Genomic DNA, 14,931 nt, shown 5'->3' on the forward strand with positions numbered 1-14,931 from the left:
CATACGCACAATGGCACTATTTCAAACAATCGCGCCTGTTAATGCAAGCGCTAATGGTAAAAATTACCTTATGGATACATCGCATCTATCGACCATTAGATTTTCCGATCTAGGACTCGATCCCAAATTGCTCAAGGCCGTTGCTGACCTTGGCTTTGAATATTGCACGCCGATTCAGGCGAAAACCCTGCCTTTATTACTTAAAGGGCAAAATGTTGCCGGTCAGGCGCAAACTGGTACCGGTAAAACCATTGCCTTCTTATTAGGCATTATGAACGATATCCTAACCTTGCCCGAAATCGAAGGGCGCCGCAAAAACGAGCCGCGCTCATTGATTATGGCTCCAACCCGCGAACTAGCGGTACAGATTGCCAAAGATGCTGTCCAGCTTGGCAAATATACTGATCTCAAGATTCGAGTTGTATATGGGGGCGAAGATCACGAAAAACAACGCCAGCAACTGATCGATGGTGTTGATATCCTGATCGGTACTACAGGTCGCCTGATTGATTACTGCAAAACTAAAGCATTTGGTCTGGAAGCTATTGATAGCGTGGTTCTCGACGAAGCCGATCGTATGTTCGACCTTGGTTTTATCAAGGATATCCGTTATTTATTCAATCGCATGCCACCAGCCACCGATCGTCTCAATATGCTGTTCTCAGCAACCTTATCGCATCGCGTTCAAGAATTGGCATATGAGCATATGAACAACCCTCAGCATGTGCAAATTCAGGCACAGCAGGTCACGGCCAAGAAAATTCGCGAAGCCTTATTCTACCCAAGCCGCGAAGAGGCTTTACCGTTATTGGTTGGTCTGATGAACCGATTGCAGCCTGACAAGGCCATTGTATTCACAAATACAAAGCGCGCCGCCGAACATGTCTGGGCCTGTCTTGCCGGTAACGACATTAAGGCAGAATTATTGACGGGTGATGTTCATCAGAAGAAACGTCTAAGACTATTAGATGAACTAAAAAATGAAAATGTAAGTGTACTGGTTTGTACCGATGTGGCTGCACGAGGCTTACACATTGATGGCATCACTCATGTATTTAATTACCACTTGCCTGACGATGCCGAAGATTATGTTCACCGCATAGGTCGAACTGCTCGTGCTGGCGCTGAAGGTGATGCGATTAGTTTTGCTGGTGAAGACTTTGCCATGAATCTAACCGCTATCGAGGAATATGTTGGCCATCCTTTACCTAAGTTGGAAATAAAGCCTGAGTATTTGGCTAGCCTGAAACCTTCATTACCAATTCAACAGAAACGACGCCATCCGACGCAACGTAGAGGCGGTGGCAAACCTCGTCATCCTCGTAATTAATCGGATTAAATCTTTACCAATAATAGACAATAAAAAAGGCTACCTCGGTAGCCTTTTTTACTCTTACTGCATCAAATTACTGCCGAGCCAGATTCAAATGCATCGACTTATTAATAAGCACCACTCGCATTTGCGCTTCTTCAATTGTTTCAGGCTCCATTACCATGGTTAAATCTTTTTTCAAATCAAAATCATGGCCGATTTCTTTTTCCAGAATCGACTCTAGCTCTTCAATATCGAGCTCACCGTCAAACTTTACAACACGAGTTCCGTCATCATCATGCAAGCTGCCCTGAGTGCCAGGCAAGTAGATTGTTCCGTTATGAAAATCAACCGCGAAAGCAATAATACCTGGAATCACGAATAACAATAATCCAACTCCATCCATAATTGCTATAGCCGGATCAATGCGCCCATCAGTCTGTCCCTTTCGCTCCGGATGCAAGATAGTTCCACAACCCGTAACATTCAATAGAAATACTGAGATCACAAAGTAACTGATTAATTTCTTCATCGTGTTCTCCTAATTTATTCGAGCATAAAGGATGTTCCATCTTGTTACTTTTAGTACTGACAAAGCAAATAGCAAACCCAAATTTATGATAACTAGTTCACAATAAGTAATAGCGCATTGTTTTATTAAGCTTTATTTGTCACGTTTTGTCGTATAGCCTTGTCTATCTAATTGGAATTTTGACTAAAAGGAAATAATCATGAAGCTACATTTATTTTTTCCCGTTGCGGCTTTAGCTCTTACAGCCTGTTCAACTACTAACAGCAATTCACTAACATCGACGCATGCTAATTTAGACTCATCAAGTAATCAGGTGTGCTTCTACATTCAAAGACCAGGATGGCAGCTCAAAGAGAAACATTGCACTTCTGCCCAAGCTTATGCAAAACATAATGCTTCTTTTTTGCCCGCTAAATCCCAGGCTGTATACACAAATTCGATATCGGTTGATAAGTTGCCAAATTCTAGTAAATAATCTTTGAAATCTTTGACGTGTTCATTAACTGTTACATATTCAGTTACAATTCTTATATATCGGTTTGCTTATCTGTCTGATAACTTCACGTAACTTTACATAATTAAAGGGATAGTCATGTTAAAAAAATTGTCATTTTTATCAGTAATACTTTTTGTTTCAGCTTGCGCCACTCAATCACCTGTAGCAGGTGAAAACGTATCTTCAGACGCAGAAAAAGTTGCCAGCAACGATTCTGACCGTGAAATTATTTGTAAGCGCACACAAAAAGTAGGCACTCACTTCAAAACCAAGCAATGTTGGACTAAAGAAGATTATGAAGATCTACAAGAAAAAAGCCGACAAGCTATTGAAAACGCCCAAGGTTCTAGTATGACTGGTCCGGAAGGACGCTAAATAAAATCAGAAAAGGCTACCTAGGTAGCCTTTTTTTATTCTGCTCTTTTACTGCTTGATTATTGCATTACTAAAATCTGTAGACATTTCCCTTACCCACTCACGAGCCGATTTGGAATCTGATTCTTCATAAACATATAGATATATAATCTTTTCTTTAACGTGCAATACATTCAATCCCATGGTAGTGCTAACTGATTCCGATTGGCCATCTACCATCACATTACCTGTCATTAGATTCATAGCTGAAAAACGTTGGCCTTGGTTATAAAAAATCTCCAGTGGAACGTTATCGGTAATCTTAGCGGCCATTTCAACAGAGTATTTATTACTAGCTTCCTTTGAACCCTTTTCAGCCAACTCATCTACTTTAGATTGAATTGCTTTAGTCATTTGCTCATATTGGTTGCCTAGAAAATTTCTTAACTGCTCAAATTCATTTTTGCTCACGGACCTATTTTTAGTTGGAATATAGGTCTGCATAACAATATATCTCTTATATTCCGGCTCAATACCTCTTATTTCAGCATCAATATCACTGTTTTCTATTTTAATATCTAATAATTCATTAGATGGCGGTACAAAGTTCAAAAGGATTTCATACATCATATGGTTCTGGCCAATACTCTGAAATCCTTCTACTTGCGGTAAATTAATTTCTGTATCGCCAATAACAATCATATCTTCTGCATATGCAATTGATGTAATTAATAAGGTAAACCCCAAAAGTATGTTTTTTATCATTTCCATTTCTCCACAACTTCCTTAATTCTGCCTTCACGGCGTCCAACATGATCTTTTATTTGTTGCGCTAACTCACTTTGTTTCTTTTCTTTATCGGTTTCGATGATAAGTTCTGGCACTTCCGCCGGCACCCGTTCTTCGTCAAAGGCTACCAGTGTGAAGTGTGCAGTTGTACTTAAGACATCACCTTCCTCGCCACCTTTATCGACAAAAACATCGGTACGCACCATCATTGATGTCCTGCCTACCAGAACTACTTTGGCAACGGTCTTAATACGATCACCGACAAAGATGGGTTTTTTGAAAATGACTCGCTCTACGGACGCGGTGGATACGGTTTTTTCTGCATATCGGATAGCTGCCATGGCAGCTGTGGTATCCATAATCGCAAGCAGCTCACCACCGAACATGTTGCCATAAGGATTACTTTGGTTGGGGAAAACGAAGTTCCAGGTTTCAATTTCTTCCGCTTTTTTCTTGATTCGTTCTGTCATAATCCATGCCTACTGGTTTAAAAAATTAATCATAGGTTGCCATATTCCGTTAACGATTTCCTGCTTTTTCCGAAACAGCCCAAAGTGTCCAATTTTTTTCAGGCCCACATCTTGTGGCAGTATGTATTGTGTTTCGCGGTGACTGTTAGAGTAGTGCGCCAACAATGCATCTCTTGAAGACTGAGGAGCATACCAATCGTCTGAAATGGTTAAAGCATAAATCTCCGCTTTGATATTTTTATACCCTGTTAAGTCCAGCCCATGCTTTGCGGTGAACAGATAATCTTCTGACTTTGCCCATTCGACCCATTGCTTTACGGCGTGTTTTGGCACGGGTATTGGGCCGAGCATTTTTGAATGAAAAAAGTCACCTCGCTGCAATAACATCATCAATGGCATTAAGCCATACCACATGGCCGCCAAAAGGTATTTTTGAGCACCAAGCCAGGCTCGCCAGGCGCCTACTCCAGTAGCTGCCAGGATGACTCTATAAAACTTATCACAAGAGGGCGCCAACCCCAGAATTTGTCCACCTGCGCTATGACCAAGGTAGTAAAGCTGTTCAGGCCGATAGTTTCGTTCTACATATTGAATGACACCCTCCAGATCCAGCTGTCCCCAATGCTGCATCAGCATCTCTTGAGCTGGCATAAGGCCGGTTTTCGATTCACCAATTCCTCGATAATCAAAAGTCAGGCAACTGATCCCCTGCTCAGCAAAATAATTAGTGATATGCTTATAGTACTGCTGAGGGACACCAAAAGCAGATCCTATTATCAGATACTTCTTGGAGTCTGTTTGGTTGTGAGCTGGATAGATCATGGCCGATAGCTCAAAGCCATCGGTTGCCTTTATGGTGATTCTTTGGTGGGGGTAAGACAAAACAACTTCCGTTCAGGTTTATAAAAGACCATAAATACCTGATATGCATAAAAAAGGCCAGTGGTCTGGCCTTTTAATTATTGCTGAGCAAATACTTTTTGCAGTAACTCTGTGGTTCTGGCCACAGGATCGCGCCTGATTTTAGCCTCTTCTTGAGCAACCAGAGTAAACAAACCGTCCAATGTTTCAGTCATTACGTAATCTTCAATATCAAGATTGGGTTTGTCGGTGAATGGAATATTGTCATAGGTGGTTAATAGCCGGCGGTAATCGCTGTAAAAACCGACCTTTTGCATGTTATTGCTGATGATAGGAGCAAATTTTTGTTCCAGCTGGCGTGCGGTTTTATTTCTAAAATACTGTGTCGCCGCATTGTCTCCACCGCGTAGTATTCCCCAGGCGTCCTGCACCGTCATACCAGATATCGCAGTAAAAAACACCTGTTTGGCTTCACCAGAGGCCTGCTCGGCAGCTCGATTCATCTGTAGTTCGAATTTATCCACATAAGAGCCAAGCCCAATCTGCCTGACTTTAGTTGCTACATCGCTGAACTGCTCCGGAACCATGATTTTTATCAGCGGGTTATTACTGAAACCACCGGTTTTGTTGGTTTTGAAAACGGCATGTTCGGTACCTACTTCCAGGGCTTCCTTCAAGCCAGCGACAACGGTTTGTTCGGATAAAGGTTGATTGGCTCCACCCAAAGTATCCAATACTCGTTGAACATCAGTTGTTTTACAGGAGCTTAGCGTTATTAACGCTATCAATAATATTGAGATTTTAATTGGCCTAAGCATGATAAATACCTGAATAATGAGATAACACATCATACAAAAGCTACCGCCAAGGCTCTAGCCTTGAACCAGCCAAATGGTAATTGGTATACAAATCACTGACAGCAACGTTGAAATGGCAATAGTGCTATGGGCCACCTGACGATCCGCCTCAACAGCTTCGACAAATGGCATCACACTGATCCCGGTCGGGCAGGCAGCCAATATCACCAATGAGATTAGCGTTACATCATTAAGCTCCATCACCCAGCGTCCAAAACTATAGACCACCAACGGCAACAGAATCAGCTTGATTGTCGTGATTAATGCCGTCTTCTGCATCAGTGACGCTTTAATCTTACCCATCTGCGCCAGCGAGCTGCCCAGAATGATAAGCGCCAGCGGCAGGGCTGCATCAGAGACCATCTCAAGCGGAGTCATCAGCTGGGCGGGCAGTTTGATTCCAGAGTAATTAAAAGCCAATCCCAGGAGCAGCCCAATAATCACTGGATTACTGAACAGGCTCAGACTGGCCTTAAACTTAGATGGGGTAACATTAACCTTGGTTGAAAACAGGTAAAAAGCGCTGAACAGGATCAGGCTATGTGCTGAAATCACCGCCAGCGTAATCGTCAAACCCTGTTCTCCAGCTACTGACAATATCACTGGGATACCTACCAGCACGTTATTGGAGAAGGTCGAAGTCAGTGCCATGCGGTGATTAATCAACAGCGCTACCGCGACAAAAACTACAAGCACCGGAACAAAATAGGCAATCAGAGTCTGTCCAACGTCCTGTAAACCACTGCGATAGACACTAACAAACAGAAATACAGGAACAAAAACTCGGAACACCAGCTTTGATAGTTCTGGGAAAAAAGCATCGCTGACATAATCGGATTTGACCAACAGAACGCCAATAATCACCACCAGGGCGATGGGAATAATGGCGTCCAGAATGAGCATCTATGCTTTCTCTTTTTTACTTAGCTAAGTAACGACAAATGTCTTTAGCGAAATAGGTCAGGACTCCATCGCAGCCAGCACGCTTGAAGCTCATCATCGCTTCCATCACGATCTGCTCTTCATCCAGCCAGCCATTGGCAGCGGCGGCTTTGATCATGGCGTATTCACCGCTCACCTGATAGGCAAAGGTGGGTACTTTAAATTCGTCTTTAACACGACGGACGATATCCAGATACGGCATACCGGGTTTGACCATCACCATATCCGCTCCTTCTTCGATATCGAGCGCAACTTCATGAAGTGCTTCATCATAATTAGCCGGATCCATCTGATAGGTCTTCTTATCTGCTTTACCCAAAGCACCCGCAGAGCCGACAGCATCGCGGAACGGTCCATAGAAACTCGATGCATATTTAGCCGCATAAGACAAAATCATGGTATTCACATAATCTGACGCTTCCAACGCCTCGCGAATGGCGCCAATACGACCATCCATCATATCCGAAGGGGCGACCACATCAGCTCCCGCTGCCGCATGACTGAGGGCCTGCTTTACCAATACCTCTTTGGTGATGTCATTGAGAATATAACCATTATCGTCAATGATCCCATCCTGACCATGCGAAGTATAAGGATCGAGAGCGACATCCGTAATCACGCCCAATTGCGGGAATTGAGCTTTGATGGCCTTGACCGTTGTTTGTACCAGTCCCTCAGGGTTATAGGCTTCTTCAGCTTCCAATGATTTCTTGGCAGCATCGATCACAGGAAACAGGGCAATTGCCGGAATGCCCAAATCGACGATTTCCTGGCATTCCTCAAGTAACAAATCGAGTGTTTTACGCTCCACACCAGGCATGGAGGCCACGGCTTCTTTCTTATTGTTACCTTCCAGCACAAAAACAGGATAGATTAAATCTTTTGCAGAAATGCTGTTCTCACGCACCAGATCGCGGCTGAATGCCTGTGATCTAATACGACGTAATCGGCGACTGGGGAAAAATCCGCTATTCATAGTTTCTACCTTATTTCTCAACTATTGGTTGAGCCAATCTTTTGGTTTCAAATAATACTCTGTCAGTTCAGCTTCGCGACTGCCTGCTTCTGGCTGCCAGTTATAGCGCCAGCGTACTTCACTAGGCAGTGACATCAGAATCGATTCGGTACGACCTCCTGTCTGTAAGCCAAACAAGGTACCACGATCCCAGACCAAATTAAATTCCACGTACCGACCTCTGCGATATAGCTGGAAATCACGCTCAGCTTCGGTAAAGGGCTTTTTTTTCTGCTTGGCTAATATAGGGCGATAGGCTTTGATGTAGTGATCGCCCACTGACTGCATAAATGCAAAACACTGCTCAAAATCCCAACCCGTCTGTTCACTATTCAAGTCATCAAAAAATAAACCACCGATACCGCGATGCTCATCTCGATGTTTTAAATAAAAGTACTCATCGCACCATTTTTTATATTTGTCATAAACGTCTTCACCAAATGGAGCACAGGCAGCTTTGGCCTGCTGATGCCAGAATATGCAATCATCTTTATCCGCATAATAGGGGGTTAAGTCAAAACCCCCACCAAACCACCAAATTGGCTCTTCACCTTCTTTTTCTGCAATGAAAAAGCGGACATTCATATGTGATGTTGGTGCAAAAGGGTTCTTGGGATGTATGACTAATGAGACACCCATCGCCTTAAAACTTCTCCCCGCCAATTCAGGTCGATGTGCGGTAGCCGAAGCGGGCATATTAGTGCCTTCAACATAGGAATAATTAACGCCACCTTTTTCAATGATGGCGCCATTTTCCATGACCCGAGTCAGGCCGCCACCGCCCTGTGGACGCTGCCATTCGTCAACGATAAAGTCTTTTTCACCATCTTCTTCGGCTAACTGCTGACAAATGTTCTTTTGTAAGCCCAACAAATACTGTTGAACCTCTTCAATATTAATATTCTGCATATAAAATTCTTAAGCTCTTAATAATTCTCGGGTTTGGGCATCTACTATTGATGAAGGTCGCTTATTACCGCCGGTCGGGCCGACAAGGATCATATCCAGTTCAGCACCTAGCTTACTGCGAACCTCTTCTGCGCTTCTCATTGCAGGCTGGCCGGCCCGATTTGCGCTGGTTGAAACCAGAGCGCTGTTTGCAGCGTCACACAAAGCTTTGACATAAGGATTATCGCTTAGGCGAATGGCAATTTTGTCATGCTCACCACGCAACAGGGGAGAGACCTCTTGTTTGACGGGCATCAGCCAGGTCACCGGACGCTTATGTTTTTCTTGAAAGCAGTCTATCAGTTTCAGTCCATCTTCACTAAGGTAAGGCTCAATCTGCTCAACCCTTGAAGCCACTAAAATCAAGCCTTTCTGCCAGGGGCGTCGCTTTATATCTAGAATTCTCTGTATGGCCTTTGTGGCTTTTGGATGACAACCCAGACCATACACAGCCTCGGTTGGATAGGCAATAACTCCACCCTGACCAATAATCCGGGCGGCAGCATGCAATTTGAAAGTATTGATATAGGCCAAACCTAGTCCTAATTGAGAGTCCTAACTGAAAGTCCTAAATGAAGTGTATGAAGAGTTGACCTCATTGTAACCAAGGTTGATACGCTTCAAACCTTTCGACTTAGTGGCTGGTCATTGAAATTAACGTCAATTTTACTGGCTTGTTCATGCTTTGTGTAGGCTTTTTAGCCGAACCCACCAGAATCATAAAGCGATACCGTTACTCGTTGTACTGCTCTGACTATTCGACTTCCAACTTTTCTATTTTTTCTAATTTTGCTTTCAAGCTGGCCTTAGATAATTCACCCAGATGCGCATCTACCAGTTCGCCTTGCGCATTAATAAACAAAGTTGTTGGTAATGCTCTACTTCCTATCTGATAGCCTAATACACCTCGTGTGTCAGCCATGACATTACCCAAAGCAAGATCTTCCCGACTTAGAAACTGCTCAATGACTTCAGAATGCTCGCCTTGATTAACAAACACAAAACCAACATCAGTCATCTCCTGCTGTGCTTCTTGTAATACCGGCATTTCTCGTCGACAGGGTGGACACCAGGTAGCCCACAGATTGATCACTCTTGGCTTGCCTTGCTCTACCTTATTCAAATCTACCGCAATACCATCCAATTGCTTGACCATGATCGCCGGCAACTGTTGAGCAGTATAATTCAGCATACGCAAAGAGAAAGTAGTGATTCCCCATACACAAAATCCAACCAAGTAGGCTTTGATTAATGCTTTGCATGCTTTCGGCTGTTTCCAGGCAAAAACAATTAAGGACACCAGGCCAACGATGATTGCCGTCCAGGCATCAAACCCACCGTCTCGGATATCAATCATTGACCATAAATCTTGCTGGTATTCTGCCCAGTATTGAACGACAAAGCTGATTCTTGCAGCAAGCATGGACAGAATAAAAATTCCGGCAATACTGCCATCAACTGATACTTTGTCTTTCTTTGCCGCAAAGGCACCCACAATAAAGGTAATGGCTAGACAGACTAGAATTAACAAGCGGTCAATGGGCAGGCTAATTGGACCAATTGAAAGTGACATCATAGATTTTTCTAAATAACTTTTGGCAGTATCTTACGCCACCATTGGTAGATTTCTCGTCAATGGGCTGTAAAGGTTAGGTAAAACAGTCTTTGTTTCGAATTCTAGAGATTAAAAGTCAGTTGAGTAGTCAGTGGCTACTGTTGAAAGAGGTGTACGGCAGATGGCCGCTGTGGTGTAGTCCGAGACTCTAATGAGTCTTAAAAAACTGATTAATGAGGCTCAGATCTACTTTCCAGATTTTCTACCCAGGCAAACTCGGCATCTCGATCCTGAAGATTAAACAGGACCATCATGACCACCCAGCGTAGGCGATCCAGTTCGGTTTCAACGTCTTCTTGTGGGCCCAGCGCCAACATACGATCAATGACCATTTCTCGAGCTTGCGGGTCAAGAATCCCTCGCTGCTCAAAGTACAGGATCATGCCTTGGGCATCTGCTGACAATAGCAACTGCTCCTGCGGCGAAAATACGCGCATGGAATCGGTTACCAAATCTTCAGATTTACTGGACTCAGACGTGATTTCAACCAAACCATCAAGCCAATCGATAGCCCCTTTGATTTCACCATCGGTAAAACCAACGTCTTCTAGGGCTTCAATGAGTGAGTCATTGGCGAGAATATGATTGCTTTCTTCGTCTTGGAAGTTTTCAAAGATATAGAGTAGTACGTCGAGTACGTCTTCTTTCATTTAGCTCTCTTCTGTGGTTACTGGCCAGGCCAGGTTAAAAAGCTAGAGTAAAGCTAGATATACTACATAGTTGCTGTACTGTTGCTTAACGGACACGCTGATAGCCACCGGGCACACTAGCTATGTAGTTATTTAATTCTAACAACAATAACATGTGGCTGACTACCTCTATTTCAAGCCCGCTACGCTGAATAATGGTATCGACACTGGTGGTACTATCATCAACAAACTCAAGCATATCCTGATATTCTTTTTCTAAAACAAACTCTTGTGGCTCATCTTGTTGATTGTGTTCTGTCTGCCAGGTTGCCAGCGCACCCAGTTCTTCAATTATTTCTTCTGCCGTTTCAACTAATTTAGCGCCCTGCTTGATTAAACTATGACAACCACGGGCCAAAGTATTGTGAATAGAGCCTGGAATTGCGAACACTTCGCGACCCTGCTCCATTGCCAGCCTTGCCGTTATCAATGAACCACTGCGAATAGCTGCCTCGACCACTAAAGTACCAAGGCTCATGCCGCAGATAATTCTGTTACGAACGGGAAAATTACTCGCTTTTACAGGAGTTCCCAAGGGAAACTCGGATACCAGTGCTCCTTGCTGACTGATTTGAATGGCCAACTCCTTGTGTCGTGCAGGATAAATCCTGTCCAAACCAGTTCCCACGACAGCTATTGTCGTTTGGCCATTATCCAGTGCCGCCTGATGAGCGATTCCATCCACTCCTAACGCCATTCCGCTGGTGATGACGGCTCCCGCGCTGGCTAATGTCTTGGCAAACTCACGAGTATTTTCTTTGCCTTGAGCGGTAGGATTTCGACTGCCCACGATCGCAATCTGGTGAGCTTTTAAAAGACTCTTATCCCCATGCACGAACAGCAGTTTGGGTGGATCAGGAATTTCTTTTAATAAAGCTGGGTAATCTTTGCTTGTGATAGGAATCAGGTGCTTAAAATCAGAATCAAACCATTCCAGATCCTGATCAATTAATTCATCAGTCACTGAGCCCAGCTTTTTAGCTAGCCCGGGACGGAATCCATGCTCTTGTAATGATTGATCGGATAATTCAAATAAACGGGCAAGTGAATTGCCGGCTTCTAAAAAAGCCAAGAGTTTATTTGCACCAATATTAATATGAGAAAGCGCCAACCAGTGGCGCAATTCGACTTGTTCCATAATGTTTAACCACCGTCCTTGGTGATGAGATCTCTTAATTTGTTAACTTTTAGTTTAAATACTTTCTATAACCAGTTTAAAAACTAGTAAGGGTTACGTGCAATATCAAACAAATGAATTGGACGCGTTGCATTCATGATCAGAGCCAAACTAACTTTGTCATAGGTTCTGAAAATCATCAAAGTGCCTGCATGCTCTTCAGGCAAAGTGACTTCAGCATCACCACCACGTTGAGCAGCGATTTCATCGTGAATTTTTTTTCCACGCTGATATACGCTCAATACATGACCTTCTTCTAAGCCATCACGTGACCCTTTGTTTAGGGTTACTACATTGTATTGACCAATCTGAGTAACACCGTCATATACAGAAATAATCTGTGCTTTAATATCAGTTTCCGGAGCACGTGGCGCATAAACTGGTGGCAATGGATTTTCATTGCGAGGAAGAGCCACATCACCTTTTTGAACTTCTAATTTAGATTTTTTGATTGTCAATGTAGCCGGATCGCCTTCGCGGCTAATGTTACCGTTTGCCAGGTAGCGAGCTTCAACACCCAATAGTTCATCGGTTTCAGGATCGCGATATTCTTTACCCTTACGATATAAGCCATAAGAACTTCCTGAACCAGAGCTCAAACCACGAATATAAACGCGATCTCCAAAAGCGCCCGCTATTCTTCGGCCTTCTTCTAACTCAAGAATGTAAGGAGCTGTATCGAATACAGAAGGATCAACCACCATCTCATCAATCAGATAAGGCTTGATCATGCTTAGTGGAATGGTAGTAATCGCATCGCCTTCAGAAAGGACACGCGCTTCTGGACGAAGTTTGATAGTACCGTCGCTTGCTTTAACAATGTACGGCTTACCGTCGATATAAACTAACTTCAGGATGTCGCCAGGATAAATTAGATGAGGATTCTCAACTTTAGGATTAACATGCCAGATTTCCGGCCATAACCATGGATCGGTCAGGAAAGTTGCCGAAATATCCCACAAGGTATCACCTTTTTGGACCACATAAGTGTCTGGATGATTGTCACGCAACTCGGCTGTCTGCGCGATCCCCCCAAATAAGACCGCTACCGAGGCAGTCAAAGCAATTATTAATTTTTTCATGGCTTTCCTTTGTAATTAACTGATATCGGATCCTATTGCGCTTACTATACCTCGAAAAAAAGCAATAGGAAATAGCCAAAACCCGACCATCCAGCCAGCCTACAGGCCTTATCTGACAAGGTCAAAGTCTAAAAGGATCATCATCTTATCAACATTTCTTATCACATTACTACAACTTAATCACAGTCTAATCATAATTTTAAGCACTATCGCATTGATTTACTCTTTAAAATGGTCTTTGTCGTCTTAATTTATTATGATCTGATTCCCTGATGACACAGATTACAGAATCAATGGCTATTTTAGAGATTTTAGAGTTCCCTGATCCTCGTTTACGCACTAAGGCAAAGCCTGTTACTGACTTTGGAGAGGAACTGCAGCAGCAAATAGATGATATGTTCGAAACCATGTATGCCGCACCGGGTATTGGTCTGGCCGCTACTCAGGTTAATATCCATAAACAGTTTTTCGTGATCGACGTGTCCGAAGATAAAAGCGAGCCACTGGTTTTCATCAACCCAGAAATTGTTGAAAAACGTGGGGTTGAGGAAATGGAAGAGGGCTGTCTATCTTTTCCGGGTGTGTATGCCAAAGTTCAGCGCGCTAATGAGATTGTAGTCAAAGCACTTGATCGTCATGGCAAGCCATTTGAAATCGATACCGGTGAGCTATTAGCGGTCTGTATTCAACATGAGAATGATCATATCGAAGGAAAGCTGTTCGTTGATTACCTATCGCCCTTGAAACGTAATAGAATTCGCAAAATGCTGGAAAAACAGCAGAAGCAGCAACAGTAAGCACTCACATGCCTCAACCTTTAAAAGTTATTTTTGCCGGGACTCCCGACTTCGCCGCCAGTTCATTGTCCGCAGTTCTAAACAGTCACCACCAAGTTGTAGCCGTTTATACACAGCCAGACCGCAAAGCTGGCCGTGGCAAAAAAGTCACCATGAGCCCGGTCAAAGAGCTAGCTCAGGAACACCATATTCCTGTTGAACAACCCCTGAACTTTAAGTCAGAAGAATCATTAAACCAACTGGCCAGTTATCAGGCAGATGTGATGGTGGTAGTCGCTTATGGTCTATTACTTCCACAAAAGGTTCTTGATACCCCCAAGCTAGGCTGTATTAATGTTCATGGATCCTTGTTGCCACGCTGGCGGGGCGCCGCACCGATCCAAAGAGCTATCCAGGCTGGCGATAAAGAAACCGGTATCACCATCATGCAGATGGAGGCGGGGCTAGATACCGGCCCGATGCTTATGACCGCTTCCACACCCATTAGCGAACAAGATACTGGCGCTTCCTTGCATGACAGGCTAGCAGAAATGGGTGCAAAGCTATTAGTCAAAGCGCTGGATGATATCGCTGATAATAAACTGCAAGCCACTGTGCAGGATGATCAGCTTGCAACCTACGCCCATAAACTAAACAAAGAAGAAGCCCAAATCGACTGGCAGAAAAGCGCACAAGAGCTGGATCGCACCATACGCGCCTTTAACAGCTGGCCGGTAGCCTATAGCCAATTGGACACTAATACGGTGAGGGTCTGGCAAGCAAACATCGTTGACCACTCAAGCAATGCAGCGCCTGGTACTATTCTAAAGGCAGACGGCAATGGCATTCTGGTCAGTTGCGGTGAGGGGTGTCTGTTACTCACCCAACTGCAATTACCGGGTTCCCGAGCCATGTCGGTTAAAGATCTGCTGAATGCTCCTAAAAACCAGCAATTATTTGCTCCTGGCCATCAGTTTGCTACTCTGTAAGTAGTAGCTTCTAAATACTCTCACTGA

18 protein-coding genes are annotated in these 14,931 nt (G+C 43.8%); 5 read left to right on the plus strand and 13 right to left on the minus strand.

Annotated features, from left to right (window positions below):
* Positions 1–70: 70 nt before the first annotated feature.
* Positions 71–1,330: an ATP-dependent RNA helicase RhlB gene (gene rhlB / locus CW740_RS12195; protein ID WP_106648204.1), complete on the plus strand. Its 1,260-nt coding sequence runs from the start codon at positions 71–73 to the stop codon at positions 1,328–1,330.
* A gap of 76 nt (positions 1,331–1,406) precedes the next feature.
* Here the strand turns inward: rhlB and CW740_RS12200 are convergent, their stop codons facing one another.
* On the minus strand, positions 1,407–1,844 hold the full coding sequence (locus CW740_RS12200) for a hypothetical protein (protein ID WP_106647846.1): 438 nt from the start codon (positions 1,842–1,844) through the stop codon (positions 1,407–1,409).
* Positions 1,845–2,043: 199 nt separating this feature from the next.
* On the opposite strand from CW740_RS12200, the gene CW740_RS12465 reads away from it, so the two are divergent.
* Both CW740_RS12465 and CW740_RS12205 read left to right on the plus strand, forming a co-directional pair.
* Complete coding sequence (locus tag CW740_RS12465) at positions 2,044–2,319, plus strand: hypothetical protein (RefSeq protein ID WP_157826423.1); 276 nt, start codon at positions 2,044–2,046, stop codon at positions 2,317–2,319.
* Between the two features lie 117 nt (positions 2,320–2,436).
* The gene (locus tag CW740_RS12205; protein ID WP_106647849.1) at positions 2,437–2,715 is read left to right on the plus strand and encodes a hypothetical protein; all 279 of its coding nucleotides are present in this window, start codon (positions 2,437–2,439) and stop codon (positions 2,713–2,715) included.
* A 48-nt stretch (positions 2,716–2,763) separates the two neighbouring features.
* Here the strand turns inward: CW740_RS12205 and CW740_RS12210 are convergent, their stop codons facing one another.
* The 12 genes from CW740_RS12210 to CW740_RS12265 all read right to left on the minus strand — a co-directional run bounded on the left by CW740_RS12210 (position 2,764) and on the right by CW740_RS12265 (position 13,139).
* A complete protein-coding gene (locus CW740_RS12210) occupies positions 2,764–3,465 on the minus strand; it encodes a hypothetical protein (protein WP_157826424.1) in 702 nt (233 codons plus the stop codon).
* Complete coding sequence (locus tag CW740_RS12215) at positions 3,456–3,953, minus strand: acyl-CoA thioesterase (RefSeq protein ID WP_106647855.1); 498 nt, start codon at positions 3,951–3,953, stop codon at positions 3,456–3,458. Before CW740_RS12215 ends, CW740_RS12210 begins: the two co-directional genes overlap by 10 nt.
* 9 nt (positions 3,954–3,962) lie before the next feature.
* Positions 3,963–4,835 (minus strand): alpha/beta hydrolase family protein, encoded by an 873-nt coding sequence (locus tag CW740_RS12220; protein ID WP_106647858.1) that lies wholly within the window; start codon positions 4,833–4,835, stop codon positions 3,963–3,965.
* Between the two features lie 77 nt (positions 4,836–4,912).
* Positions 4,913–5,632 carry a DUF4197 domain-containing protein gene (locus CW740_RS12225; protein WP_106648206.1) on the minus strand — a complete coding sequence of 240 codons (720 nt, stop codon included), beginning with the start codon at positions 5,630–5,632 and terminating at the stop codon, positions 4,913–4,915.
* A gap of 54 nt (positions 5,633–5,686) precedes the next feature.
* Complete coding sequence (locus tag CW740_RS12230) at positions 5,687–6,574, minus strand: AEC family transporter (RefSeq protein ID WP_106647861.1); 888 nt, start codon at positions 6,572–6,574, stop codon at positions 5,687–5,689.
* A gap of 16 nt (positions 6,575–6,590) precedes the next feature.
* Positions 6,591–7,589 carry a porphobilinogen synthase gene (hemB, locus tag CW740_RS12235; protein ID WP_106647863.1) on the minus strand — a complete coding sequence of 333 codons (999 nt, stop codon included), beginning with the start codon at positions 7,587–7,589 and terminating at the stop codon, positions 6,591–6,593.
* 21 nt (positions 7,590–7,610) lie between these two features.
* Positions 7,611–8,537 (minus strand): oxygen-dependent coproporphyrinogen oxidase, encoded by a 927-nt coding sequence (gene hemF / locus CW740_RS12240; protein WP_106647866.1) that lies wholly within the window; start codon positions 8,535–8,537, stop codon positions 7,611–7,613.
* Positions 8,538–8,546: 9 nt separating this feature from the next.
* Complete coding sequence (locus tag CW740_RS12245; RefSeq protein ID WP_106647868.1) at positions 8,547–9,110, minus strand: L-threonylcarbamoyladenylate synthase; 564 nt, start codon at positions 9,108–9,110, stop codon at positions 8,547–8,549.
* Positions 9,111–9,330: 220 nt separating this feature from the next.
* Complete coding sequence (locus CW740_RS12250; protein WP_227523867.1) at positions 9,331–10,152, minus strand: TlpA disulfide reductase family protein; 822 nt, start codon at positions 10,150–10,152, stop codon at positions 9,331–9,333.
* Between the two features lie 209 nt (positions 10,153–10,361).
* On the minus strand, positions 10,362–10,841 hold the full coding sequence (locus CW740_RS12255; RefSeq protein WP_106647871.1) for a DUF494 family protein: 480 nt from the start codon (positions 10,839–10,841) through the stop codon (positions 10,362–10,364).
* Positions 10,842–10,926: 85 nt separating this feature from the next.
* Positions 10,927–12,018, minus strand: a complete 1,092-nt coding sequence (gene dprA / locus CW740_RS12260; protein ID WP_106647873.1) for a DNA-processing protein DprA — start codon at positions 12,016–12,018, stop codon at positions 10,927–10,929.
* 83 nt (positions 12,019–12,101) lie between these two features.
* Positions 12,102–13,139 carry a LysM peptidoglycan-binding domain-containing protein gene (locus CW740_RS12265; protein ID WP_106647876.1) on the minus strand — a complete coding sequence of 346 codons (1,038 nt, stop codon included), beginning with the start codon at positions 13,137–13,139 and terminating at the stop codon, positions 12,102–12,104.
* 293 nt (positions 13,140–13,432) lie between these two features.
* Between CW740_RS12265 and def the strand changes: the two genes are divergently transcribed.
* Positions 13,433–13,936, plus strand: coding sequence for a peptide deformylase (def, locus tag CW740_RS12270; RefSeq protein WP_106647878.1), 504 nt, complete (start codon positions 13,433–13,435; stop codon positions 13,934–13,936).
* Positions 13,937–13,944: 8 nt separating this feature from the next.
* Positions 13,945–14,904: a methionyl-tRNA formyltransferase gene (fmt, locus tag CW740_RS12275; RefSeq protein ID WP_106647881.1), complete on the plus strand. Its 960-nt coding sequence runs from the start codon at positions 13,945–13,947 to the stop codon at positions 14,902–14,904.
* The last annotated feature ends 27 nt before the right edge of the window (positions 14,905–14,931 follow it).

Source organism: Kangiella profundi (genome assembly GCF_002838765.1).
Taxonomy (GTDB): domain Bacteria; phylum Pseudomonadota; class Gammaproteobacteria; order Enterobacterales; family Kangiellaceae; genus Kangiella; species Kangiella profundi.